The sequence below is a fragment of the Nesterenkonia aurantiaca genome, assembly GCF_004364585.1.
GTDB classification, from domain to species: Bacteria; Actinomycetota; Actinomycetes; order Actinomycetales; family Micrococcaceae; genus Nesterenkonia; species Nesterenkonia aurantiaca.
In genome coordinates this window covers 1-23451 of sequence record NZ_SOAN01000004.1, presented here as the reverse complement: position 1 = coordinate 23451, position 23451 = coordinate 1, and the positions used below count along the sequence as shown (strand labels likewise).

The following is a 23451-nucleotide window of genomic DNA, read 5'->3' as shown; positions in this document are numbered from 1 at the left end:
CTGCGGAACATGTCGTCAAACGTGTCAGGGCCCCGTCAAAGTCCGCCCGTGCAGGCCGTGAGAGGTAGACTCCTGCAATGAGTATTCTGCAGACAATCACGTCTCCGCAGGAGCTGTCCAAGCTCAGCGACGAGCAGATGGAGCGGCTGTCGGCGGAGATCCGGCAGTTCCTCATCGCCAATGTCTCCAAGACCGGCGGACACATGGGGCCCAACCTCGGGGTGGTCGAACTGACCCTGGCGATCCACCGGGTCTTCGACTCCCCGCGCGACTCCATCATCTTCGACACCGGCCACCAGTCCTATGTGCACAAGCTGGTCACCGGGCGTCAGGACTTCTCCACGCTGCGCCAGACCGGCGGCATCGCCGGCTACCCGGATCGGGCCGAATCGGTGCATGACATCGTGGAGTCCTCCCACGCCTCCTCCTCGCTTTCCTGGGCGGACGGCATCTCCAAGGCCCGCGTGCTCGCCGGGGAATCCGATCGCTGTGTGATCCCGGTGATCGGCGACGGCGCGCTCACCGGCGGCATGGCCTGGGAGGCGCTGAACAACATCGCCGCCGACAAGGACCGCCGCGTGATCATCGTGGTCAACGACAACGGCCGCTCCTACGCGCCCACCGTCGGGGGGCTGGCCGAGCAGCTCGGGCGGCTGCGGCGGAACTTCCTGGACAAGGTCCGTACCCACCGCACCTACGAGAACATCATGGACGGCACCAAGCAGAAGCTGCAGAACGGCGGACCGATGGGCCAGATGGTCTACCGCAGCCTGCACGCGGCAAAGAAGGGCGCCAAGGACTTCTGGGCGCCCCAGGGACTCTTCGAGGACCTCGGCATGAAGTACATCGGGCCGGTGGACGGCCACGACCAGCGTGCCATGGAGGAGGCGCTCACCGACGCCAAGAACTACGGCGGACCGGTGATCGTGCATGCGCTGACCGAGAAGGGCAAGGGATACGCCCCGGCCCGCGCCGATGAGAACGACCAGTTCCACGCCGTGGGCGTCATCGACCCGGAGACCGGGGAGCCGGTGCACCGCGGCGGCGCCCGCTCCTGGACCTCGGTGTTCGAAGAGGAGATCACTGCCATCGCCGATGAGCGGGAGGACATCGTCGCGCTCACCGGGGCCATGATGATCCCGGTGGGGCTGCGCAGCTTCGCGCAGAAGCACCCGGAGCGGGTCTTCGACGTCGGCATCGCCGAACAGCACGCGCTGACCTCCGCCGCCGGGCTCGCCTTCGGCGGACTGCACCCGGTGGTCGCGATCTACGCGACCTTCCTCAACCGGGCCTTCGACCAGCTGCTGATGGATGTCGCGCTGCACCGCGCCGGGGTCACCGTGGTCCTGGACCGCGCTGGCGTCACCGGACCTGACGGCCCCAGCCACCACGGCATGTGGGACCTCTCGCTGCTGCAGATCGTCCCGGGGCTGCGGATCGCGGCCCCACGAGACTCCACCCGGCTGCGCGAGGAGCTGCGCGAGGCCGTGGCCGTGGACGACGCCCCGACCGTGCTGCGCTTCTCCAAGGGCTCGGTCAACGGTGAGATCGACGCGCTCGAACGCCTCGAGGACGGCGTGGACGTGCTGTGGAGCTCCGCGGCGACCTCTGAGGCGAGCTCCGCAGCGACCTCCGAGGCGCAGAAGCCCTACGCCCACGACGTGCTCATCGTCTCCGTGGGCACCATGGCCGAGCTCTCCCTCGACGTCGCGCAGCGGCTCGCGGATCAAGGGATCAGCGCCACCGTGGTAGACCCGCGCTGGGTGCTCCCGGTGCCGGACTCGGTGATCTCCCTGGCCGCGCGGCATCGCACCGTCATCTGCATCGAGGACGGCGTCAAGGCCGGCGGCGTCGGCTCACGCATCCGTCAGAGCATGCGCGAGGCCGGCGTGGACACCGGCCTCAACGAGGTGGGACTCCCGGTGGAGTTCCTCGCCCACGGCACCCGTGGCGAGGTTCTCGAACGAGTGGGCCTCACCGCCCAGAAGATCACCCAGGACGCCGTCGGACAGGTACTCGGCACCAAGGTGCCCTACGCCCGTCCGCTGCCCGGTGAACCGGTCCCCACCGGCCAGATCCCCAGTCTCCGTACCCGAAAGGTCTGACATTGATCACTCTCTACCGCCGCGACGAGCAGGCCTGGATCTACCGCGAAGCCTGGTACGACGAAGCGACCGGAGAGTTCGTGATCCACCACGGTGCGCTGGGCGCCAACGGCAAGCTCACCTCCGAGAAGGTCAGCGCACCGGAGGCCGAGCAGCTGCTCGAGAGCTTCACCGCCCAGTGCCGGGAAGATGGCTTCGCCGAACCTGCCCCTGATGACCAGATCGAACTGCGGCTGCTCTACCCGCTCAAGGGTGAGCACCCCAGCGCCTCGGAGCAGCGCAACGTCGGGGCGGTGCACCGAGAGGTGCTCGCCACCCTCGCCTGGCGCGGCCTGGGCCTGCTCAGCGACCCGGTGATCGAACCGCACAGAGGCGGCCATGCCTCGGTGATGCGGATCCAGACGCTGCACCAGGGCAAGGCCCGTGAGGCGGTGAAGGCCGCGGTCCGCGCCGGAGATGTGCCGGCCTCGAAGATCGAGCTGCGCGTCGGCTGAGCCTTCCTCAGGCCCGGACCCGGATGGAGTCTCCGTCGATCTCCGCGGGGTAGCGGGTCAGCGGCTCGCGCGCCGGTCCGCCCTCGGCGGCGCCGGTCTCCAGGTTGAAGATCGAGCCGTGACAGGGGCAGGCGAAGCGTTCCGGCTCGGTGCCCACCGCGCAGCCCTCATGGGTGCAGACCGCCGAGAACGCATGGACCGTGGTCTCGGCGCTGCGGTGCAGCAGCAGCTGGGTCTCTCCGACCTCCGCGGTGCTGCTCGCCCCCACCTGAAGCTCGGCAAGCGCCATGACCTCGGTCCAGGTGCCGCCCTCGGCGACACTCGGCGCGGCAGGATCTGGCGCCTCATCGGCGCCACAGGCGCTCAGCAGCGCCGCGGAGCCCGCGGTCAGGGCCGAGGCGCGCAGGAATCTGCGGCGATCACAGCAGGGCGAAGTCATGGTGCCCAGTCTACGAGGAATCGGACCGGGCCCAGGCCCTGGGTCAGCCCGCTGTGCGGGAACTGAACCAGGGCCTGGGCCCAAAAGCCGACGGGGGGATCAGTCCCGGGTGTTGAACGCCCGGCCGTTGATCCGTTCGCTGGCGCCCACCTGGTCCAGGTAGGGAGTGATCCCGCCGCGGTGCAGCGGCCAGCCGGCGCCCAGGATCATGCATAGATCCACGTCCTGGCGGGAGGCGATGACGCCCTCCTCGAGCATCATCCCGATCTCCTCGGCCAGTGCGTCTTCGACGGTGCGCAGCAGCTGCTCGGAGGTGCGCGGGGAGCTGCCGAAGCTCATCAGCGCGAGGGTGCTGTCCTTGATGAAGGGCCGGCCGGCGTCGTCGGTGCTCCAGATCTCGGTGACCCCCGCGTCGATGAGACGCTGCAGGTTGGCCGAGACGTGGAAGCGATCCCCGAAGCTGGTGTGCAGCGATTCGGTGACGTGCTGGGCCACCGGGATGCCCACCATCGCCAGCAGGGTGAACGGGCTCATCGGGAGCCCGATCGGCTTCAGCGCGGCGTCCGCCGTGGCGGCATCGGTGCCCTCGTCGAAGGCCCGCTGCACCTCACTCATCAGACGCAGCAGCACCCGATTGACCACGAACGCGGTGGAGTCGCTGGTCAGCACCGGGGTCTTGCGCAGCCCCGCGGCGAGGGCGAAGGCCGTGGCGATCGGCTCATCGGCGGTCTGCGGGGCCCGGGCGATCTCGATCAGCGGCATGGCGGCCACCGGGTTGAAGAAGTGGAAGCCGATCACCCGTTCCGGGTGCTGCAGGTCAGCGGCCATCTCGGTGACCGAGAGCGAGGAGGTGTTGGTCGCCAGGATGGTCTCGGCCGGCACGATCGCCTCCAGCTCGGCGAAGACCTGCTTCTTCACGTTGATCTCCTCGAACACCGCCTCGATGACGAAGTCGGCGTCGGCGTAGACGGACTTGTCGGTGGAGCCCGTGATCAGTCCGCGCAGTCCTGCGGCCTGCTCCTGGGTGAGCCGGCCCCGGCTCGCCTGCTTCTCGAGCTGGGCCGCGATGTGGGCCAGCCCCTTGTCCACCCGGGCCTGGTCGATGTCGGTGAGCACCACCGGGACCTGCAGCTGGGCCGCGAAGACCATGGCCAGCTGCGAGGCCATGAGTCCGGCCCCCACGACGCCGACCTTGGTGATGCTGCGCGGCTCGACGGCGGGGACCCCGGCTGGACGCTTGGCGCGCTTCTGCAGCAGGTTCAGGAAGGCGTAGACGGTGTTGCGGAACTCATCGGTGAGCATCAGATCGCCCAGCGCCTCGCACTCGGCGGCCCGGCTCTGCTCCCGGGTGCGCTCGGGCACCTGGGTGAAAAGGTCCAGCGCGCGGCGCGGAGCCGGCGCCGAGGGGCCGAGCTTGGTGGCCACGGTGCGCTCGGCGGCTTCGACGGCGCGGGCCCAGGCTTCGGCGGAGAAGTCGTGGCTGCGGTGCGCGGTGAGCTGCTGCGCGGTGGCGGGGTCGCCGCTGATGATCCGCGCGGCATAGCCGAGGCTCTCGGCCTCGAAGTCCTCCGCCTCGAAGAGCGCATCGGCGATGCCCAGAGCGTGGACCTTGTTCCCGGTGAGCGTGCGGTTGTTGTTCAGCGCGTTGTTGAAGATGACCTCTGCGGCGGCCTCGGGGCCGATCAGCCGGGGGAGGCGGTAGATCCCGCCCCAGCCTGGAACCAGGCCCAGGAACGCCTCGGGCAGACCGATGCCCTTGGCAGCGGTGGAGACCGTGCGATGCTGCGCGGCCAGCGCGATCTCGAGTCCGCCGCCCAGCGCGGTGCCGTTGATGAACGCGAAGCTGGGCACCGGGAAGTCCTCCAGGAGCCGATAGGCGTGATGGCCCAGATCAGCCATCGCGGTGGAGTGGTCCCGAGACTCCACGCGTTCGGCGGCGCCGAGGTCGGCTCCGGCGGCGAGCACCCCGGGCTTGCCGATCACCGCGATGCCGGCGATCTCTCCGGCCTGGGCTCGCGGCAGCGCGGCGGCGAGGACCTCACCGAACTGGATCAGGCTGCTCGGGCCCAGGGTGGAGGGGCGTTTGGGGTGGTCATTGTCCAGGCGGATCAGCACCAGCGTTCCGGCGCCCTCGGGCAGGACGACGTCCTCGGCGCGGGAGTGGGTGATGACCTCATCGCTGAAGGCCTCCGCGAGGTCTGCGAAGCGGGAGAAGTCCAGGGCCGCTGCGGGGATCTCGGCCGGGACCTCGGGTGGGTGCGCTGATGTCATGTGCTGCCTCCGTGACGTGGGTCGGCGCGGGGCAACCGCGCCTGGGGTGAGTCTCAGCTCACATCCTACCCATGAGTAACCAACGGCGAAACCCACGCCTCGGCGTTCAGAAGCTCTCCAACGGCTCCGGGTCCAGCAGGGCCACCGTGACGATGGCGGCGCACTGCTCGATCTGCCAGGGCCTGGCGCCGAGCTCGGCCAGCGCCGCACTGACGCCGTCGAGGTCCAGGACCTTCGGCGGGGTCCAGCAGAGCTGTTTGAGCACCGCCGGGGTCAGCAGGGTCTCGGGCATGAGGTCGAGCTCCTCGGCGCGGTGGTTCAACCAGTCCCGGGCGGTGCGGTAGCGGCGGAAGGCCAGCGGGTTGCGGTCCTTCCAGGTCCGCGGCGGTGGCGGGCCGGCGGCACGGCGCTTGGACTCCGGTGCCTCGGGGCTCTTGGTCCCGGATTCGATCGCGCGCAGCCATTTGGGCGCCTCGCGCTTGGCGGCCCTGCCGTAGAAGCCCTTGATCGAGAGCAGCTGGGGCACGGTGCGCGGCACCGCGTCGGCCGCGGCGACCAGTGCGGAGTCGGGCAGGATATGTCCGGGGGCGATGTCCTTGGACTCGGCCATGTTCTCCCGGGCGGCCCAGAGCTCGCGCAGCACCGAGAGCTTGCGCGGGGACTTCAGCCGGTTCACCCCGGTGGCCTTGCGCCAGCGTTCGCTGCGCGGGACCGTGACCGGGCGGTGGGTGCGCAGGTGTTCGAACTCCTGCTCGGCCCAGCCCAGCTTGTCCTGCTCGTCCAGCAGCTCGGTGAGGCTCGCGCGCAGCGGGATCAGCAGCTCCACGTCGAGGGCCGCGTAGCGCAGCCAGTCCTGCGGCAGCGGACGCCGCGACCAGTCCGCCGCCGAGTGTTCCTTGGCCAGGCGGACCCCGAGCAGGGATTCCACCACGGCGCCGAGGCTGACCCTGGGGAGCCCGCCCAGTCGGGCGGCGAGCTCGGTGTCGAAGAGGCTGTGCGGGTGCATGCCCAGCTCGGCGAGGCAGGGCAGGTCCTGGCTGGCGGCGTGCAGGATCCACTCGACGCCGTCGAGGGCCTCCTGCACCGGGGCCAGGGTGGTGAACGGTTCCGGGTCGATCAGCCAGAGCCCGGAGCCTTCGCGTTTGAGCTGGACCAGGAAGGCGCGCTGTCCGTAGCGGAAGCCCGAGGCACGTTCGGCGTCCACCGCGACCGGGCCGGTGCCGGCGGCCAGCGCATCGGCGCAGCGCTGCAGGCCCCGGTCGGTGTCGATGACGAAGGGGACCCCGTCCTCGGGCTCGGTCAGCAGCGGCGGCGGCCCCTGGTCGGGGGAGTCCATCGAGGTCTCCGGCACTGCGTCAGCTCCTCCTGATATGTGGCAGGGCGATCACTCCATCGGGCAGCGGCGGAAGTCCCGCGAAGGAACAGACCATATCGGCCCACGCCTGCAGGTGGGACCCGAACCCGTGTCCGGTGGGGCTCCACGAGGCGCGGAGCTCAACATCGTTGCTCGGCAGCCGGTTCTCCATGCTTCCGAAGCTCTCCGAGAGGATCCGGGTGGCCGTGCCGCCCGCATGACTGTACTCCACCCCGTGCTGGGCCAGGGAATCACAGAGCCAGGTCCAGGCCACGGAGGCCAGCAACGGATCATTGCCCATCTCGGCGTCGAGCTCGGCGCGGATATAGATCACCACCCGGAAGGTCCCGCCCCAGGCCTGCTGGCCTGCCGGGTCATGGAGCAGGATGAAGCGACCGGTGGCCAGCACCTCGGTGTCCTCGGGCTGCGGGTGCAGCCGGGTGACCGGGTGGGAGCCCAGGGCGAGGCCGCCGTCGGAATGCACCTCGGCGCGCAGCGCTACGGCGAAGGGCGCCAGCCTGGACGGGGCCGGCACCTCTTGGACCAGCGCCTCTGGTCGCGGGGAGGCGTGGCGCAGACTGCCCAGTGCCCACAGGAACGCCTCGGGCAGACCCTCGATGCCGGTGGCACCATGGGGCGGCTGGGAGGAGCCACCGGCTGCGCTCTGCTGGTCGGGTCCTCCTATAGGACCGAAAGCTGTCACGCCCCCAGATTAGGAACAACGATCAGCCTGCCGTGCTAGGCGCGCCGCGCGCACTCCACCAGCGCCTCGATCTGCGCGTCGGTGGTCTGGAAGGAGCACATGATCCGCAGCACCGGGTCGCCGCTGGCCGCAGTGTCCCAGACGTGGATCAGGTATCGGTCGCGGAGCGCTTCGGCCACCCGGACCGGCACCTCCGGGAATGTGGCGTTGACCTCGGTGGGCCGCGAGAGCGTGACCCCCGGCACCTGGGCCAGCGCCTCCCCGAGCTTCGCGGCCTGTGCATTGGCGTGGGTCGCGTTGCGCCGCCAGAGGTCAGTGCCGAAGAGCTCCAGCAGCTGCGCCGAGACGAAGCGCTGCTTGCTGGCCAGCTGCATCGAGAACTTCTGGATGAAATCGGTGCCCGCCACCCGGTCGGGGTCGATCACCACCACGGCCTCGGCCGCCATCGCGCCATTCTTGGTCCCGCCGAGGCTGAGCACATCCACCCCGGCCGCGGTGGTGATCTCGGCCAGCGAGCATCCCAGAGCGGCGGCCGCATTGGAGATCCGGGCCCCGTCCAGGTGCACCCCGAGGCCCTGGGCGTGGGCCGCCTCGGCGACCTCGGCGATCTCCTGCGCGGTGTAGACCGTGCCGAGCTCGGTGGACTGGGTCAGGGTGACGGCCAGCGGCTGCGCGGCGTGGACGAAGCCCAACGCCTTGGACTCTGCGTAGATGTCTGCCGGTGTGAGCTTCCCGGCCGCGGTCGGGCGGGGCAGCAGCTTGACCGCGCCCAGGCGCTCCGGTGCGGCGCCCTCGTCGTTGTTCACGTGGGCCTGGGCGGAGCAGATCGCGGCACCCCAGCGCGGCAGCAACGCCTGCAGCGCCACCACATTGGCGCCGGTGCCGTTGAAGACCGGCAGGATCTCCGCGCGAGCGCCGAAGGTCTCCTTGATCACCTCGCGCAGCTGGGCGCTCACCGGATCGGCGCCGTAGGGCAGCGCCGCGTCGGCGTTGACCCGGCTCAGCGCCTGCAGGATCTCGGGGGAGACCCCGGCGACGTTGTCAGAGGCGAAGGAGGCATCCAGCAGCCGGGGCTGAGTCTCGGTGTCTTGCACCGCTCAGCTCTCAGCGGCTTCGGTGAAGTCCATGGAGATGGAGTTGATGCAATAGCGCTGGTCGGTGGGGGTGTCGAAGCCCTCACCGGTGAAGAGGTGTCCGAGGTGGGAGTCGCAGGAGCCGCAGCGCACTTCGGTGCGCTCCATACCCATCGACGTGTCACTGAGATACCGGATGTTCGCGTCGCCGGCGGGCTCGAAGAAGCTGGGCCAGCCGCAGCGCGAGTCGAACTTCTCGGTGGAGGTGAACAGCGCCGCACCGCAGGCCCGGCAGGAGTAGGTTCCCGCCGCCTTGTTGTCCCAGTACTCCCCGGTATAGGCACGTTCGGTGCCGCCCTGACGCAGCACCTGAAACTCCTGCGGGGTGAGCTTCTCGCGCCACTCATCGGCGCTGGTTCCGGTGTTCTGGTTCTCACTCATGTCCCCATCTCATCACGTTCCGCGCGCCCGCGTAAGCTGAGCCGCATGACGTCACGGTTGAATGAACCCGGTGCTGCAGCGACTCAGGCGAAGGCGCTGGTCCCACGGGTGGCACACACCTGGACCAGACGGCTTCGGCGCGGAGCGGCGGGGCACACCCCGAGGCACACCGCGGGGCACACCCCATGGATCCGCGCCACGACCCTGGGAGTGGGCACCGGGCTCGCAGCCGGGATGACCCTGGCTGCCGCGGCCTCCGGGCTCGCCGGCTATTTTGCCCGCGCCGTGGTCACCCCGGTGCGCGAGCGGGCCGAGGACCTCCAGATCCTCGCGGTGACCCGCGGTCCCGAGGGCGACGAGGTGATCCTGCCGATCACCGCGGAGACCGTGGTGGAGGGCACCTACGGATTGTTCTTCCACGGCGGCCGCTCCCTGGCGCGGATCGGGCCGATCATCGCGCTGGAGCCCAAGGGTGGAACGGTGACCCGTCCGGTGCAGAAGGTCTACGGCGGGGACCTGCGCACCGCGGTGCGCGGCTGGTGGACCTCGGTGGTCTACCTGAACCCGGCCGATGCCGGCTTCGAGAGCGAGGAGGTGGTCATCACGCTTCCGGGCGGACCCTCACCGGCCTGGCACGTGGCGCCGCAGCCGGTGGCCGCGGGCCTGCCCGCAGATCATCAGGGCCCGCTGACCGGGCGCAACGTCTGGGCCATCGGGGTCCACGGCCGAGGCAGCAACCGCACCGAGGGCATCCGGGCGCTGGCGGCCACCTCGGCGCTGGGCGCCGAGACGCTGCTGATCTCCTACCGCAACGACGGCGAGGCCCCGGCCGCCGCCGACGGCCGCTACGGCCTGGGGGTCACCGAATGGGAGGACGTCGAGGCCGGCATCGAGTTCGCCCTGGAGCGCGGGGCGCAGGACATCCTGCTCTTCGGCTGGTCCATGGGCGGGGCGATCAGCCTGCAGACCGCCGACCGGTCACGCTACGCCGCCTATATCCGGGGCCTGGTGCTCACCGGCCCGGTGATCGATTGGATGGACGTGCTCGCCCACCAGGCCAAGGCCAACCGGATCCCCGACGCGGTGGGCCGACTGGGCCAGTGGTTCATCTCCAACCCGGGCGGCCGCAGGGTCACCGGGCTCGCCGCTCCGGTGGACCTGCAGGCGATGAACTGGATCGACCGGGCCGAGCAGCTGCGCGACCACGTGCTGATCATGCACAGCGTCGATGACAACATCGTGCCCTACGGGCCCTCCCGGGATCTCGCCCGGAAGAACCCGAAGGTCACCTATGTCTCCTTCGCCCAGGCCCGCCACGTCAAGGAATGGAACCACGATCCGCAGCGCTGGGACGCCACGGTCATCGACTGGGTCACCGACCTGTTCAGCCGGGCTGCCCCGGGGCAGACCCGGCCTGGTGAGCCCGGATATTCCGCTTGATCCGGCCCAGCATCGCGGTCATCCCGCGCAGCCGCAGCGGTGTGATCGCCTTGGACAGGCCCAGACGCTCCGAGAGGTCTTCGGGCACCGCGAGGATCTCCTCGAAGCGCAGACCGCTCAGCCCCTCATGCAGGATCGCCGCGAAGCCCCGTGTGGTGGGCGCCTCCGGGGGAGCGGCGAAGAAGATCGCGGCGGTCCCGGCGGCGTCGTCGTACTCCAGAGTCAGAAACAGCGGGGACTGACACTCCACCACCTCCTCCATCTGGTCGTAGCTGTTGAGGTAGCGCTCGGGCAGCTCCGGCAGCTCGCGGGAGAACTCAAGCAGCAGTTCCAGCTTCTGCCGATCTTCCAGCTCGGCGAACTCCTCGATGACCTCGGTCAGCTGCGCGGGCAGCGTCGAGTTCGGGGTCTGGCTCATGCGCCGGGCACCGCACCGGGCTGATCGCCGGTGGCGATCGGCAGCCGGACCGCGTTGCCCCACTCGGTCCAGGAGCCGTCGTAGTTGCGGACGTTGTCGTAGCCGAGCAGGTGCTGCAGCACGAACCAGGTGTGCGAGGAGCGCTCCCCGATCCGGCAGTAGGCGATGACCTCCTCGGCGGCCCCGAGGCCAGCCTGTTCGGTGTAGATCGCCTCCAGCTCGGCGCGGGAGCGGAAGGTCCCGTCCTCGTTGGCGGCCTTGGCCCACGGGACCGAGGCGGCCGAGGGGATGTGGCCTCCGCGCAGCGCGCCCTCCTGCTCGTAGCCCTCCATGTGGGTGCGCTCACCGGAGTACTCCAGGGGTGAACGCACATCGATCATCGGCTTGCCGAAGTGGGCGAGGACATCCTCGCGGAACGCGCGGAAGGTGGAGTCATCGCGCTGCGCCGGCGCGGGGTATTCCGCCGCGGCCGGGGCCTGCACCTCGGTGACCAGCTCGCGGCCCTCGGCGGCCCACTTCTGCCGGCCACCGTCCATCAGGCGCAGGTCCTCGTGGCCGAAGAGCGTGAAGACCCAGAGGGCGTAGGCGGCCCACCAGTTCGACTTGTCCCCGTAGAAGACCACGGTGGTCTCAGGGGTGATCCCCTTGGCGGAGGCGAACGCGGCGAACTGCTCCGGGCCCAGGAAGTCGCGGGTGACCGGGTCGTTGAGATCGGTGTGCCAGTCGATCTTCTGGGCACCGGGGATGTGGCCGGTCTCGTAGAGCAGCACATCTTCGTTCGATTCCAACAGCACCACGGACGGGTCGTCCTGGTGCTGGGCCACCCAGTCGGTGGAGACCAGGGCGTCGGGGTGGGCGTACTGGGAGAAGTCTTTTTCTTCGGTCATGATGCTCAGAACCTTCCGTCGTCACTGGGTCACCTTCCAGGATAGGGAATCAGCCGGTGAAACACGCAGTCGTGGGTAGAGTGGGTCACATGCCGTCAAACGCCACTCCGCTGAGCCAGCGGACCCCTCAGCTCGGAGTCGGTCAGCTCTTGGAGGGCCTGCGGCCGTCCTTCCGCTTCGCGGAGGTCTCCTTCGACACCTACATCCCGGACCCCGCGCATCCCTCGCAGGAGAAGGCGGTCACCGCGCTGCGCGAGTTCTCCGCCACGGTGGGCGCAACCCAGACCGGCGGCGGCTTCCTCGGCAAGCTCTTCGGACGGGCACCGGCCCGCCCCAAGGCGCCCGCCGGGATCTACCTCGACGGCGGATTCGGGGTGGGCAAGACCCACCTGCTGGCCTCGCTCTACCACTCGGTCGAAGGCCAGCGGGCGTTCGGCACCTTCGTGGAGTACACCAACCTCGTCGGGGCGCTGTCCTTCCGTCGCACCGTGGACGTGCTCAGCGACTACGCGCTGGTCTGCATCGACGAGTTCGAGCTCGACGACCCGGGGGACACCGTGCTGATGTCCCGGTTGATGCGCGAGCTGGCCGACGCCGGGGTCAAGCTCGCCGCGACCTCGAACACGCTGCCCGGCTCGCTGGGCGAGGGCCGCTTCGCCGCGGCCGACTTCCAGCGCGAGATCCAGGTGCTCTCGGACCAGTTCGCCGTGGTCAAGGTCGACGGCGAGGACTACCGTCACCGCGGCCTGCCCGAGGCGCCCGCGCCGCTGGGCTCCGAGGAGATCGAAGACTTCGCAGCCAAGCAGTACCCCGAGGCGCGGATCGCCGTGGACGACTTCGACGCACTCTCCAAGCACATCACCGGGGTCCATCCCAGCCGCTACCGGCAGCTGGTCACAGATATGGATGTGCTGGTGCTCAAGGATGTCGAGACCATCGAGGCCCAGGCGCTGGCGCTGCGCTTCGTGGTGCTCGCCGACCGGCTCTACGATCAGGACATCAAGATCGTCGCCTCCGGGAAGCCCTTCGATCAGCTGTTCACCGAAGAGATGATGTCTGGCGGCTATATGAAGAAATACCATCGCACAGTCTCCCGGCTCACCGCGCTCGCCCGCGCCGGCCAGATGGGTGAGGTCGCGCTCTGAACCAGCTGTAACAGGCCGCGGTGCTTCCAGATCGGGCCGATACGGTCGACAATGTGTCCATGGACATCCGATGAGCTGGCAGCAGCCGCAACCAGAGAAAGGCTGATCTGATGAATGACCCGATCTTCCAGGTCGACGGCACCGCCCGCAAGAACCTCCGTGAGTTCATCGACGAGCTCCGCGAGGGCGGATACACGGTCTTGGACGGTCACACCCCTGACCCGGACCTGATCGACCCGCAGGGCCGTGCCGTGGAGACCTGGCACGAGAACTACCCGTATGAGAATCGGCTCTCCCGAGACGTCTACGAGATCGAGAAGTACCACCTGCAGGTGGAGCTGCTGAAGTTCCAGTACTGGGCCGAGGACTACGGGCTCAAGCACGTGATCGTCTTCGAGGGCCGGGACGCCGCCGGCAAGGGCGGCACCATCAAGCGGTTCACTGAACACCTGAACCCACGCACCGCGCGGGTCGTCGCGCTGAACCGGCCCTCAGACCGTGAGCTGGGCCAGTGGTACTTCCAGCGCTATGTGGACCATCTGCCCACCGCAGGGGAGATGGTGCTCTTCGACCGTTCCTGGTACAACCGGGCCGGGGTCGAGCGGGTGATGGGGTTCTCCTCCGAGCAGGAGTATGAGCTCTTCATGCGCCAGGCCCCGCAGTTCGAGCAGATGCTGGTCGACGCCGGGATCCACGTGACCAAGTTCTGGTTCTCGGTGACCCAGCAGGAGCAGCGCACCCGGTTCGCGATCCGCCAGATCGACCCGGTCCGGCAGTGGAAGCTCTCACCGATGGACCTGGAGTCCCTGGACCGCTGGGAGGCCTATACCGAGGCCAAGGAAGAGATGTTCCTGCGCACCGACACCGACCATGCGCCGTGGATGACGATCAAGTCCAACGATAAGAAGCGAGCCCGGCTCAACGCGATCAAGTGCTTCCTGGCCCAGTTCGAATACGAGGGCAAGGACCATGAGATCGTCGGGGAGCCCGATCCGCTGATCGTGCAGCGCGGCCGCGACGCCGTGGGTGACTGACCGCCGCTGCGGGCGACTGCCCGTCAGCGTGGGCGCCTGACCGTCGGCGTGGGCGTCTGAGCCCGGGCCGGCCACGCGGACTCAGGGTTGACCTGGGCCGGTGCGCAAGGCGAAGCGGTAGAGTTGCAGTGCTCGCCCCGGGGACACCGAGGTTCACGACGGCGGGGATCCCATGTCCGACCTCCAGGACGGCTGCTGTGTGCACGGTGATCCGGGCCCGCGTCACCGCGGTCCGCGAGTGCAGACGGGGAAGATGCTGTGCTGTGAGAATGTCTGACTGACCTCGACGAAGGAGAATGCATGAGTGCCCATATCGGAGTGACCGGCCTGGCCGTCATGGGAGCCAATCTGGCTCGCAACCTGGCGCGCAACGGCTACACGGTCGCGCTGCACAACCGCTCGGTCGCCCGCACGGACGCCCTTCTGGCGGCCCACGGAGGCGACGGCGACTTCGTGCGCACCGAGACTCTGGCTGAGCTCGTGGAATCTCTGGAGCGCCCCCGTCGCGTGCTGATCATGGTCCAGGCCGGAGCCCCGGTGGACTCCGTGATCGCGGACCTGGTCCCGCTGCTGGACGAGGGCGACATCATCATCGACGGCGGCAACTCCTTCTACGAAGAGACCCGACGCCGGGAAGAGAGCCTGCGCGCGCAGAACCTGCACTTCGTCGGGGTCGGCGTCTCCGGCGGCGAAGAGGGCGCGCTCAACGGCCCCTCGATCATGCCCGGCGGCTCCAAGGAGTCCTATGACTCGCTGGGCCCGATGCTGGAGAAGATCTCCGCGAAGTACAACGGCGAGCCCTGCTGCGCCTGGGTCGGCACCGACGGCGCCGGGCACTACGTCAAGATGGTCCACAACGGCATCGAATACGCCGATATGCAGGTCATCGGCGAGGCCTTCGACCTGATGCGCTCACTGGCAGGCATCGAACCCCGCGACCAGGCCGGGGTGTTCCGCGAATGGAACACCACAGACCTGGCCTCCTACCTGATCGAGATCACCTCCGAGGTGCTCGAGCAGGAGGATGAGACCACGGGCCGTCCGCTGGTGGACGTGGTCGTGGACTCCGCCGGCCAGAAGGGCACCGGTCGCTGGACCGCGATCTCCGGCCTGGAGGTCGGCTCACCGGTCACCGCGATCGCCGAGTCGGTCTTCGCCCGCTCGATCTCCTCGCAGCGTGAGCTGCGCGCCGTCACCAACGCCACCTTCCATGCCGGCATCGACGAGACCCTCTCCGCCACCGAGAAGTACGGCAGCCCCGAAGACCGTCAGGACTTCGTCGAGGACGTGCGCAAGGCGCTCTACGCCTCCAAGCTCGTCGCCTACGCCCAGGGCCTGGACATGCTCGTCGCCGCTGGCGAGGAGTACGGCTGGGAGCTGCACCTCAAGGCCATCGCCTCGCTCTGGCGCGCCGGCTGCATCATCCGGGCCGACCTGCTGGACACCATCATGAAGGCCTACGACGCCCCCCGGGACCAGCAGCCCAAGAATCTGCTGCTGGCACCAGAGTTCAACGAGGCCATCAACGAATGCCTCCCGGCCTGGCGCCGTGTGGTCGCGGCCGCCGCGACCTACGGCGTGCCCGCACCGGTGTTCTCCTCCTCGCTGTCCTACTACGACAGCCTGCGCCGGGAACGGCTCCCGGCGGCGCTGACCCAGGGACTGCGCGACTACTTCGGTGCGCACACCTATCAGCGCGTGGACAAGGAAGGCACCTTCCACACCCTGTGGTCCGGGGACCGCAGCGAGATCGACGCCTGACCTGATCGGATCCACGGACTGACTCCGAAGCGACGGAGCTGAGCAGATGAGCAGGCTGAACGAATGAGCAGGCTGAGCAGATGAGCAGCAGGAGGACCGGCCTGCTGGCCTCGGTGGGCGCCACCATTCCCGTGGTGGCCGCCCCGATGGCCGGTGGGCCGAGCCGTCCCGAGCTGGTCGTGGCCGCCGCCGCAGCCGGGGGAGTCGGCTTCCTCGCGGCCGGGTACAAGAGGCCCGAGGACCTGGCGGCGCAGATCCAGCAGGTGCAGCAGTCCACGCCGCGCTTCGGGGTGAACCTCTTCGTGCCGAACCCGGTCCCGATCGGGCTTGAGGAGCTCGATCGGCACCGCGCTGAGCTGCAGCAGTGGCTGGGCGACCATGCCCGCGCTGGGGCAGGGTGGGCGGCGGAGGTGGAGCTGCCGGAGATCAGCAGCCTCGCGGGAGTCACTTCAGCGCCCGGCGAGGTCTGGGAGGACTTCTGGGAGCAGAAGCTCGAGGTGCTCGAGGCGAACCCGGTGCCGCTGATCAGCCTGACCTTCGGTCTGCCGTCAGCCCTGGACATCGCACGGATGCGGGCCACCGGGGCGAAGGTGCTGCAGACCGTGACCTCTGTCGCGGAGGCTGTGAGCGCAACCGGCGCCGGGGTCGACGGGCTGATCGTCCAGGCCTCATCAGCTGGGGGCCACTCCGGGACCTGGACTCCGCGGGATCCACCCGCGGAGATAGATCTCCTCGAGCTGCTTCAGGCTGTCTCCGGCCGCACCGAACTGCCGCTCTGGGCGGCGGGCGGCATCGCCGACGCCGAAGGGGTCAGCTCCGTACTGCATGCAGGTGCGGAGGGCGCGGTGCTGGGCACCGCGCTGCTGCGCTGCCCCGAGAGCGGGACACATCCGGTACATCAGCAGGCTCTGGCCGCTCCTCCGGGAGTGTCAGAGACCATCATGACCACCGCGTTCTCAGGTCGGCCGGCGCGGGCGCTGCGCAACAGCCTCACCGAGGCGCTGACCGCATCTGCGCCGTCGGGGTTCCCGGCACTGCATCAGCTCAGCGCGGGACTGCGCCGAGCAGCGGGTGCCGCCTCAGACCCGCACGGGTTGAACCTCTGGGCCGGAACAGGGTTCGCCGCAGCACGTTCGGACCCGGCCGGCGAGGTCATGCGCTGCTTCGCGGGCGGCCACCGGATCTGAGCGGACGTCCTCCTAGCAAGGACCGGCTCCCGATGGACGGGCTCTAGCTAGCGCACACAGCCTCTAGATGAAGATGGCCGGGTCCAGCGCGTACTCCGCCGGGTCGACGTGGGGCTTCCGCTCGGCGACTCCGCGCTGACGCGCCTTGGCCGGAACGCCGGTGAGGATCGAGTTGGGCGGTGAGGACTTCACCACCACGGCGTTGGCGCCCACGGCTGAGCCGGCGCCGATCTCCACGGGGCCGATCACCTTCGCGCCGGCACCCACGACGACTCCGTCGCGCAGGGTCGGGTGGCGCTTGGTCTGTTCCAGGGATCGTCCACCGAGGGTGACGCCCTGATAGAGCATGCAGTCGTCACCGATCTCGGCGGTCTCGCCGATGACCACGCCCATGCCGTGGTCGATGAAGAAACGACGCCCGATCTGGGCTCCCGGGTGGATCTCGATCCCGGTGAGGCCGCGGGTCAGCTGGGACAGCGCGCGGGCCGGGGTCTTCAGCGGTCGCCGTTGCCACATCTTGTGGGCGACCCGGTAGGACCAGACCGCGTGCAGGCCGGAGTAGACGAGCACCACCTCTGCGGTGCTGCGCGAGGCCGGATCATGTTCACGCGCGGCCTTGATGTCCTCGCGCAGACGCTTCAGAGGTCCCAAGGGGGAACCAACCTTTCACAGGGATCGAACTTCACGGCTGGTGGGCGGATCAGCCGCGGATGTCTTCGTAGAGCAGGGTGGAGATGTAGCGCTCTCCGAAGTCACAGGCGAAGGTCACGATGAGCTTGTCGCGGTTCTCCTCGCGGGAGGCCAGTTCCAGTGCGGCGGCGACGTTGGCTCCGGTGGAGATGCCGCCGAGGATGCCCTCCTGGGTGCCGAGGTCGCGGGCGCAGCTCACGGCCTTCTCGAGGTTGGCCTGGTAGACCTCGTCGTAGATCTCCTGGTCCAGGATGTCGGGAATGAAGTTCGGCCCGATGCCCTGGATCTTGTGCGGACCGGCGGTGCCGCCGGAGAGGATCGGGGAGTCTTCGGGTTCCACAGCGACCAGGTGGATGCTGGGCTTGTATTCCTTGAGTCGGCGCCCGGCACCGGTGATGGTGCCGCCGGTGCCGATGCCGGCGATGAAGATGTCGACCTCGCCGTCGGTGTCGCGCCAGACCTCTTCACCGGTGGTCCGGTAGTGCGTGGCGGGGTTGGCCTCGTTGGCGAACTGCCGGGCCCAGATGGAGTTCTCGGTCTCGGCCACGATGGCCTTGGCGCGCTCCACCGCGCCGCGCATGCCCTCAGCTCCGGGGGTCAGCACGATCTCGGCGCCGTAGGCGCGCAGCATCACGCGACGCTCGGTGGACATGGTCTCCGGCATGGTCAGGACCACGCGGTAGCCGCGGGCGGCACCCACCATGGCCAGCGCGATCCCGGTGTTGCCCGAGGTGCCCTCCACGATGGTCCCGCCGGGCTTGAGCATTCCGGACTCTTCCGCGGCGTCGACGATGGCGGCGCCGATGCGGTCCTTGATCGAGCCGGCGGGGGAGTAGAACTCCAGCTTCATCGCGATGTTGCCCGGAAGGTCCGCACCCAGCCGGTTCAGCCGGACCAGGGGGGTGTTGCCGACTGCCTGGGTGATGTTGTCAAGAATCTTGGCCATGTCAGTGTGTGGACCTTTCTTCCTCGGGTTTCAACCATGAAGCATAGTCTCTGCGGAGCTTTGCGACCTTGGGATCGATGATGACCTGACAGTATCCGACATCGGGACGGCGCGAGTGGAAGTCCTGATGGACCTCCTCGGCCTCGAAGACCCGTCCCAGCGGTTCCAGGGTGGTGACGATGGGCCGGTTGAAGGAGTTCTGCGCGTGGGCGATCGCGGCGGCGAACTCATCGTGCTGTGCCTCATCGGTGTAGAACATGGACGAGCGGTACTGGGTGCCGACGTCGTAGCCCTGCCGGTTCAGGGTGGTCGGGTCGTGGCTGGAGAAGAACACGTTGTAGAGCACCTGGTCCGGGAGCACGTTGGGGTCGTAACCGATCTCAACGGCTTCTGCGTGTCCGGTGCCGCCGGAGGCCACGGCTTCATAGATGGCGGGACCGGAGCCGCCGGTGTAGACGCTGCGCACGTGATGCACTCCGCGGAGTCGGCGTGCGAGGGAATCCAGGCACCAGAAGCAGCCGGCCGCGAGCACCACGGTCTTGAGAGAATTGTCCATGCCCAACACAACCGTCCGTGTCCCGGACTGTATTCCTGATCTGTGGCCTGTAGAAAAGAGATATGTCGCCCAGCCCCGCTCCGCGTCCGAATGAGACCACCACCGATTCCCAGGTCCCGACCCTCGATGAGGTGCTCGATGCCGCCGAGGAGCTCTGGCCGCGCTCCCTGGCCGAGTCCTGGGACGCCGTCGGGCTGGTCACCGGGCGGCGCGAGGCACCGGTGCGCCGGATCCACTTCGCCGTGGACCCGGTCCGCGCGGTCATCGAGGAGGCGGCGAGCTCCGGGACAGATCTGCTGATCACCCATCACCCGCTGCTGCTGCGCGGGGTCACCTCGGTGGAGGCGGGACAGTTCAAGGGCGAGATGGTGCACCGGCTGATCGAGTCGGGATGCGCCTTGCTGACTGCTCATACCAATGGGGATTCCGCGATCGGCGGGGTCAATGATGTCCTCGCCGGTGCGCTGGGGCTCGAGGACACCGCGCCGCTGGCTCCTGCCGCAGAAGGACTGGTTCAGGAGGGCCTCGGCCGGATCGGCATGCTCACCGAGCCTATGACGCTCGGGGACTTCGCCGCACGGGTGTTCTCCGTGCTGCCTGCCGTGGCGGGCGGCGTGCGGGTTGCCGGTGACCGGGACGGCCTTGTCCAGCGCGTGGCGCTGTGCGGCGGGGCGGGGGACTCCATGCTGTCCGCGGCTGCCGAGGCAGGGGCCGATGTCTTCCTCACCGCGGATCTGCGGCATCATCCGGCCTCAGAGGCCCGGGAGGCGGCCGTGGGGGGACGCCCGGGTCTGATCGATGTCTCACACTTCGCCTCGGAATGGCTCTGGCTGCCCACCGCGGCCCAGGCGCTCCACCGGGCGCTGACCGATCGCGGCTACGATGTGGAAGTTGCCGTGAGCGGCATCAACACCGACCCCTGGGTCTTCGTGCTCACACCCGGCCACTGAGCCGGCCCGTGGCCCCGACGTCCCTGTTTCAAGACCTGTACTGACCTGAAGGTGCGTGAGCCATGACCACTCTGTTCGTCGAGGCCGACGGCGGAAGCCGCGGCAATCCTGGAATCGCCGGCTCCGGCGCCCTGGTCCGCAACGAGGCGGGTCAGATTCTCGCCACCAAGGCCACCCCGCTGGGCAAGGCGAGCAACAACGTCGCCGAGTACACCGGGCTCATCGAGGGTCTGCGGCTGGCCCGTGACCTGGACCCGCAGGCCTCCGTGGAGGTCAAGCTGGACTCAAAGCTCGTGGTGGAGCAGATGAGCGGGCGCTGGAAGATCAAGCACGAGGACATGAAGCGCCTGGCCGCTGAGGCCGCCACTATCCTGCCGCCGATGCAGGTTCGCTACACCTGGATCCCGCGCAAGGACAACGGCGACGCCGACGCGCTCAGCAACGAGGCCATGGACGCCTGCGCCGCCGGGAGCGCCTGGGATCCGAGCCGCAGTCGGATCCGCCCGGTGGCCTGAACGCTTTAGTCCCGGTTAAAGTCCAGTCTGAAACGAGCGTCACAGACGATTGGATGGTTCGGGACCAACACGCCACAGCGTAAGTCTCACGGTGACAGAGACCTGAACGAGAACTCGGTTCGCCTCTGCCGGACTCCTGTGGACAGTTTTGACCATCAAGCAAGTGCAACGGCAGGATGTGGGGCAAGCCACTCCCAACGTTCCGCGTCCGAGTGCAGTCCAATGCCCAGACAACATGTTCGTGATTCGTCCAACTGAGGTCGCAGAGCCCCGGGTAGCAGGATGCAGCGTCCCTCGTGACCTCCCACGCATAACAAGCCGTCGGGATGAGGAGGTGAGAAGTCGGTCATTGACCACGACGGGCCAGAACCCGTCGAACTTTTCTCGGACACTCCCCAAGCGAGCTATCGCTAACACGACTCTCCATAGGAATACTGTGCTCGAGAGCTGACCGCCCGGGGTGGAGTTTGATGGGGACTTTGGGCCGGGGTAGACATCTGCTTAGCCACAGCGTTCTGTGTGGCTGCAGCGGTCAGACTTCGGTATAAGCGAGCAGTTTGCTCGAACCCGGATTCGGAGTAGTCAGCCTACTCGGTGCATCGGCTCCACCCACCCGTCGCTGTATCATGGCGGTGACGAGCCTGAGGGTCAGCGCGGGTTGCGTTGCGTACGGACGTTTTACAAGGTCTAAAGCCTAAGCGTTGATTTTGGAAACGATCACGTCGCCTTTCGTTCCTCTTGGACGGACTGGCGCGAGCAATGGGGGACGGTCCTTTGTACAACCTGCTCATGGGTTACACCGGTGGCGAGGCCGACACCAACCGAATGCTGGAGCACACCAGCGACGTAGTGCGTCAGTACGTCGCGCCTTCGACCGATGGCGGCAGTACCCGCGGCCCAATTCGGACCGAGCGACTACTCAACCTCCCGTCGCTCGTCATGCCGGAGACTGGGTACGACGGGGAGCCGCAGATCGCTCGGATTGGTCGGATTAGTGAGATCGTCCACTCCGGCCGAAACTACCGGTACACCTTCATCCCGAACCCAGCAATCGACCCAATTCCAAGTCCACGGATTGAGGCGGCCGGTAACGCGCTGGACATCTCGGCCTGGGAATTTCATCGGACCCATTGGGCAGTGAAGGACGTTGATCTTTACCGCGTCCTCGATGAGCACGTGTCTGGAGCTCGGCGTCGCCCGAAGGTGCTGAACTTCCCGACGCGCGAGTTCATCGAGCCAGACTTGGTCGCCGTCATGATGCCCTTCGGCGCCGGCTTCCAGCCCGTCTACGAGGCGATCCGGCAAGGAGTGGAGGCCTCCGGCATGCGATGCATCCGCGCGGACGACATCTGGGAGCGCGACCACATCATGGACGACGTGCTAAGCCTGATTTGGCGGGCCCGGGTCGTAGTGGCCGACCTCAGCGGTAAGAACCCGAATGTCTTCTATGAGACTGGCATCGCTCACACTCTCGGTAGGGACGTGATCCTCGTGACGCAGACCCTTGATGACGTCCCATTCGACCTTCGCCCGATCCGCACTTTGCCATACCACAACAACGGAGAAGGAAGGCAAGCGCTAGCTGAAGGCATCGACAGGCGACTGCAGACGCTCACCGCGGCTTCCGCTTCCTGAGCGCGAATATCGTGCGAAGAGAGTTCGGGTGTCCGGAGCAATGCAGCTCGCCAACCGCGGCACCAGCTCGATCGGCTCGTATCAGCCCAATTTTCCCATCTAGCCAGAGGAATCCTCGAACCTCTTTCTGCCGAACTTGTTGCCGCGATTCCCCAAAACGCGACCGAAAGAGCCTGGCTTTCACCGCCGTGACCGTCCGGTTGGATTGCACACCGCGGGTAGGGACGAGCATTCGTTCAATGTGAAAATTGACCCTGCATCAGCAGTTAAGCTCCAATGGCTCGTCAACTCGTCAGCTCGTCAGCTCGTCAGCTCGTCAGCTCGTCAGCCCGTCAATCCGTCAAGGCTATAGAGTAGATTGCCGCATACGCGCTGCGGTGCACGGAAGAATCGAAGCTCACCAATGTCGACGCCGCCACCGCCTCGAGGACGACGTTGCAGCCCGTCTTGGTTGTGGCCGACGTGGCATGGTGACGACAACGCTGGAGCCACTCCTGCCCACGCTTCAGGGTCAATTTGGCGGTACTTTTCTGGATTCGCGAATCACGCTCTTCCCAGATCACAACGAAGCTCTCGATGCTACGTTTCTTAACGGTACTGTCGTGTGTGTCGTTCTTGGAGGCCCGGTGTTCCTGCCGGGTCTCGAACAGTTTCCGGGCGTCGTCTTCTAACTTCAGATCCCGCGGGCTCGGTCTCGAGTTCAGTCTTGGGTTGGCCTTGCCAAACTCAATCCGGGTCTCCACATTCCGCTTCGCGGAGAAGAGAGACATGTCGATGTGTCCGGCACGCCAGTACTTGCCGTCAGGCACTTGCCACGCGATAGGACGTTCCCATACAGGTGTATTGTCGTGTGCTTCAAAATCCTGGCGCGCCAATTGCGAGAACTCGTAAACAACGCTGGTTTCATAAACGGAGTGGCGATATGTCGCCAGTGTCGGAGGGAGTCCTTCAACTTCGGCAACGCTGTCCAGAGCTTCCCGCCGAGTAGCTACAATTTCGACGGATGCCAAGGTCAGCCGAAGAAGATGGGTCTGCCGCACCGATAGGTGACAGGTGTAGTCACGCCGCGAGAGCGACGCCGGTGTTCATGATTGCTTCGTACTCCACTGGGGTCAATCCCGAGAGTCGTTTCTGCCTTCGGCGGCGGTGATAGGTCCGCTCGATCCATGTCACGATCGCGATCCGCAGCTGATCGCGGGTCTGCCATGAGCGGCGATCCAGGACGTTCTTTTGAAGCAGCGAGAAGAAGCTCTCCATCGCCGCATTGTCTCCCGCGGCCCCGACTCTGCCCATCGATCCGACCAGGTCATGTTGGGCTGACCCCGTTTTTTAGATCCAGTCGTTGTGAGAGTCGTCTTGTTGCCCGAGTCCTCGGGCGGGAAGACTGGTCAGATCATGACGAACACC

Annotated in this window: 22 protein-coding genes and 1 pseudogene; 10 read left to right on the top strand and 13 right to left on the bottom strand. The window is 67.6% G+C overall.

The features are described 5' to 3' along the window. Positions 1–77 precede the first annotated feature (77 nt). On the top strand, positions 78–2105 hold the full coding sequence (dxs, locus tag EV640_RS06120; protein WP_036475536.1) for a 1-deoxy-D-xylulose-5-phosphate synthase: 2028 nt from the start codon (positions 78–80) through the stop codon (positions 2103–2105). Between the two features lie 2 nt (positions 2106–2107). Further along, positions 2108–2599 carry a hypothetical protein gene (locus EV640_RS06115; RefSeq protein ID WP_133726096.1) on the top strand — a complete coding sequence of 164 codons (492 nt, stop codon included), beginning with the start codon at positions 2108–2110 and terminating at the stop codon, positions 2597–2599. Between the two features lie 7 nt (positions 2600–2606). Here the strand turns inward: EV640_RS06115 and EV640_RS06110 are convergent, their stop codons facing one another. The 6 genes from EV640_RS06110 to msrB all read right to left on the bottom strand — a co-directional run bounded on the left by EV640_RS06110 (position 2607) and on the right by msrB (position 8880). Continuing rightward, positions 2607–3038, bottom strand: coding sequence for a Rieske (2Fe-2S) protein (locus tag EV640_RS06110; protein WP_036475533.1), 432 nt, complete (start codon positions 3036–3038; stop codon positions 2607–2609). Between the two features lie 99 nt (positions 3039–3137). Then, a complete protein-coding gene (locus EV640_RS06105) occupies positions 3138–5309 on the bottom strand; it encodes a 3-hydroxyacyl-CoA dehydrogenase NAD-binding domain-containing protein (protein WP_051501169.1) in 2172 nt (723 codons plus the stop codon). Positions 5310–5415: 106 nt separating this feature from the next. Continuing rightward, positions 5416–6645, bottom strand: coding sequence for a ribonuclease D (locus tag EV640_RS06100; protein ID WP_036475627.1), 1230 nt, complete (start codon positions 6643–6645; stop codon positions 5416–5418). A gap of 19 nt (positions 6646–6664) precedes the next feature. Beyond that, positions 6665–7282: a DUF3000 domain-containing protein gene (locus EV640_RS06095; RefSeq protein ID WP_036475625.1), complete on the bottom strand. Its 618-nt coding sequence runs from the start codon at positions 7280–7282 to the stop codon at positions 6665–6667. 119 nt (positions 7283–7401) lie between these two features. Then, positions 7402–8460 (bottom strand): threonine aldolase family protein, encoded by a 1059-nt coding sequence (locus tag EV640_RS06090; protein WP_235181030.1) that lies wholly within the window; start codon positions 8458–8460, stop codon positions 7402–7404. Between the two features lie 3 nt (positions 8461–8463). Next, a complete protein-coding gene (gene msrB, locus EV640_RS06085) occupies positions 8464–8880 on the bottom strand; it encodes a peptide-methionine (R)-S-oxide reductase MsrB (RefSeq protein ID WP_036475532.1) in 417 nt (138 codons plus the stop codon). Positions 8881–8925: 45 nt separating this feature from the next. On the opposite strand from msrB, the gene EV640_RS06080 reads away from it, so the two are divergent. After that, positions 8926–10320 carry an alpha/beta hydrolase family protein gene (locus EV640_RS06080; RefSeq protein ID WP_243832250.1) on the top strand — a complete coding sequence of 465 codons (1395 nt, stop codon included), beginning with the start codon at positions 8926–8928 and terminating at the stop codon, positions 10318–10320. On the opposite strand, the gene EV640_RS06075 is transcribed toward EV640_RS06080, so the two are convergent. Next, a complete protein-coding gene (locus tag EV640_RS06075; protein ID WP_036475531.1) occupies positions 10265–10738 on the bottom strand; it encodes a SufE family protein in 474 nt (157 codons plus the stop codon). The genes EV640_RS06080 and EV640_RS06075 overlap by 56 nt on opposite strands. Beyond that, positions 10735–11625 (bottom strand): sulfurtransferase, encoded by an 891-nt coding sequence (locus EV640_RS06070; protein ID WP_036475530.1) that lies wholly within the window; start codon positions 11623–11625, stop codon positions 10735–10737. The genes EV640_RS06075 and EV640_RS06070 overlap by 4 nt, the downstream gene beginning before the upstream one ends. 89 nt (positions 11626–11714) lie before the next feature. On the opposite strand from EV640_RS06070, the gene zapE reads away from it, so the two are divergent. The 4 genes from zapE (at position 11715) to EV640_RS06050 (ending at position 16752) form a co-directional block, all read left to right on the top strand. Beyond that, positions 11715–12770 (top strand): cell division protein ZapE, encoded by a 1056-nt coding sequence (gene zapE / locus EV640_RS06065; RefSeq protein WP_036475528.1) that lies wholly within the window; start codon positions 11715–11717, stop codon positions 12768–12770. Between the two features lie 110 nt (positions 12771–12880). After that, positions 12881–13804 carry a polyphosphate kinase 2 gene (ppk2, locus tag EV640_RS06060; RefSeq protein ID WP_051501168.1) on the top strand — a complete coding sequence of 308 codons (924 nt, stop codon included), beginning with the start codon at positions 12881–12883 and terminating at the stop codon, positions 13802–13804. Positions 13805–14104: 300 nt separating this feature from the next. Beyond that, a complete protein-coding gene (gene gndA / locus EV640_RS06055; RefSeq protein ID WP_036475527.1) occupies positions 14105–15565 on the top strand; it encodes an NADP-dependent phosphogluconate dehydrogenase in 1461 nt (486 codons plus the stop codon). 80 nt (positions 15566–15645) lie between these two features. Further along, positions 15646–16752, top strand: coding sequence for an NAD(P)H-dependent flavin oxidoreductase (locus EV640_RS06050; protein ID WP_036475526.1), 1107 nt, complete (start codon positions 15646–15648; stop codon positions 16750–16752). A 63-nt stretch (positions 16753–16815) separates the two neighbouring features. Here EV640_RS06050 and epsC read toward each other — a convergent pair whose 3' ends face one another. The 3 genes from epsC to msrA are packed head-to-tail and all read right to left on the bottom strand — an operon-like array spanning position 16816 to position 18944. Next, positions 16816–17403 (bottom strand): serine O-acetyltransferase EpsC, encoded by a 588-nt coding sequence (gene epsC / locus EV640_RS06045; protein ID WP_036475525.1) that lies wholly within the window; start codon positions 17401–17403, stop codon positions 16816–16818. Between the two features lie 49 nt (positions 17404–17452). Continuing rightward, positions 17453–18388 (bottom strand): cysteine synthase A, encoded by a 936-nt coding sequence (gene cysK / locus EV640_RS06040; protein WP_036475523.1) that lies wholly within the window; start codon positions 18386–18388, stop codon positions 17453–17455. Position 18389: 1 nt separating this feature from the next. After that, positions 18390–18944 carry a peptide-methionine (S)-S-oxide reductase MsrA gene (gene msrA / locus EV640_RS06035; protein WP_036475521.1) on the bottom strand — a complete coding sequence of 185 codons (555 nt, stop codon included), beginning with the start codon at positions 18942–18944 and terminating at the stop codon, positions 18390–18392. Positions 18945–19006: 62 nt separating this feature from the next. Here msrA and EV640_RS06030 point away from each other — a divergent pair, with 62 nt between their 5' ends. The 3 genes from EV640_RS06030 (at position 19007) to EV640_RS06020 (ending at position 22044) form a co-directional block, all read left to right on the top strand. Then, positions 19007–19894 carry a Nif3-like dinuclear metal center hexameric protein gene (locus tag EV640_RS06030; RefSeq protein WP_133726095.1) on the top strand — a complete coding sequence of 296 codons (888 nt, stop codon included), beginning with the start codon at positions 19007–19009 and terminating at the stop codon, positions 19892–19894. A gap of 62 nt (positions 19895–19956) precedes the next feature. Continuing rightward, a complete protein-coding gene (locus EV640_RS06025; RefSeq protein WP_036475517.1) occupies positions 19957–20409 on the top strand; it encodes a reverse transcriptase-like protein in 453 nt (150 codons plus the stop codon). Between the two features lie 774 nt (positions 20410–21183). Continuing rightward, positions 21184–22044: a hypothetical protein gene (locus tag EV640_RS06020; protein WP_133726094.1), complete on the top strand. Its 861-nt coding sequence runs from the start codon at positions 21184–21186 to the stop codon at positions 22042–22044. Between the two features lie 332 nt (positions 22045–22376). On the opposite strand, the gene EV640_RS06015 is transcribed toward EV640_RS06020, so the two are convergent. Both EV640_RS06015 and EV640_RS06010 read right to left on the bottom strand, forming a co-directional pair. After that, positions 22377–23084: a hypothetical protein gene (locus EV640_RS06015; protein ID WP_133726093.1), complete on the bottom strand. Its 708-nt coding sequence runs from the start codon at positions 23082–23084 to the stop codon at positions 22377–22379. A 19-nt stretch (positions 23085–23103) separates the two neighbouring features. Then, positions 23104–23358 (bottom strand): annotated as a pseudogene (locus tag EV640_RS06010) (integrase core domain-containing protein); the annotation flags it as partial. Positions 23359–23451: the final 93 nt, after the last annotated feature.

What these genes read in the sequence shown, in the direction of transcription:
- EV640_RS06100 (WP_036475627.1), bottom strand. Translation starts at nt 6,645, where the DNA reads ATGGACTCCCCCGACCAGGGGCCGCCGCCGCTGCTGACCGAGCCCGAG.
- EV640_RS06105 (WP_051501169.1), bottom strand. Translation starts at nt 5,309, where the DNA reads ATGACATCAGCGCACCCACCCGAGGTCCCGGCCGAGATCCCCGCAGCG.
- msrA (WP_036475521.1), bottom strand. Translation starts at nt 18,944, where the DNA reads ATGGACAATTCTCTCAAGACCGTGGTGCTCGCGGCCGGCTGCTTCTGG.
- msrB (WP_036475532.1), bottom strand. Translation starts at nt 8,880, where the DNA reads ATGAGTGAGAACCAGAACACCGGAACCAGCGCCGATGAGTGGCGCGAG.
- gndA (WP_036475527.1), top strand. Translation starts at nt 14,105, where the DNA reads ATGAGTGCCCATATCGGAGTGACCGGCCTGGCCGTCATGGGAGCCAAT.
- EV640_RS06080 (WP_243832250.1), top strand. Translation starts at nt 8,926, where the DNA reads ATGACGTCACGGTTGAATGAACCCGGTGCTGCAGCGACTCAGGCGAAG.
- EV640_RS06025 (WP_036475517.1), top strand. Translation starts at nt 19,957, where the DNA reads ATGACCACTCTGTTCGTCGAGGCCGACGGCGGAAGCCGCGGCAATCCT.
- dxs (WP_036475536.1), top strand. Translation starts at nt 78, where the DNA reads ATGAGTATTCTGCAGACAATCACGTCTCCGCAGGAGCTGTCCAAGCTC.
- EV640_RS06050 (WP_036475526.1), top strand. Translation starts at nt 15,646, where the DNA reads ATGAGCAGCAGGAGGACCGGCCTGCTGGCCTCGGTGGGCGCCACCATT.
- EV640_RS06030 (WP_133726095.1), top strand. Translation starts at nt 19,007, where the DNA reads ATGTCGCCCAGCCCCGCTCCGCGTCCGAATGAGACCACCACCGATTCC.
- EV640_RS06070 (WP_036475530.1), bottom strand. Translation starts at nt 11,625, where the DNA reads ATGACCGAAGAAAAAGACTTCTCCCAGTACGCCCACCCCGACGCCCTG.
- EV640_RS06110 (WP_036475533.1), bottom strand. Translation starts at nt 3,038, where the DNA reads ATGACTTCGCCCTGCTGTGATCGCCGCAGATTCCTGCGCGCCTCGGCC.
- ppk2 (WP_051501168.1), top strand. Translation starts at nt 12,881, where the DNA reads ATGAATGACCCGATCTTCCAGGTCGACGGCACCGCCCGCAAGAACCTC.
- zapE (WP_036475528.1), top strand. Translation starts at nt 11,715, where the DNA reads ATGCCGTCAAACGCCACTCCGCTGAGCCAGCGGACCCCTCAGCTCGGA.
- EV640_RS06075 (WP_036475531.1), bottom strand. Translation starts at nt 10,738, where the DNA reads ATGAGCCAGACCCCGAACTCGACGCTGCCCGCGCAGCTGACCGAGGTC.
- cysK (WP_036475523.1), bottom strand. Translation starts at nt 18,388, where the DNA reads ATGGCCAAGATTCTTGACAACATCACCCAGGCAGTCGGCAACACCCCC.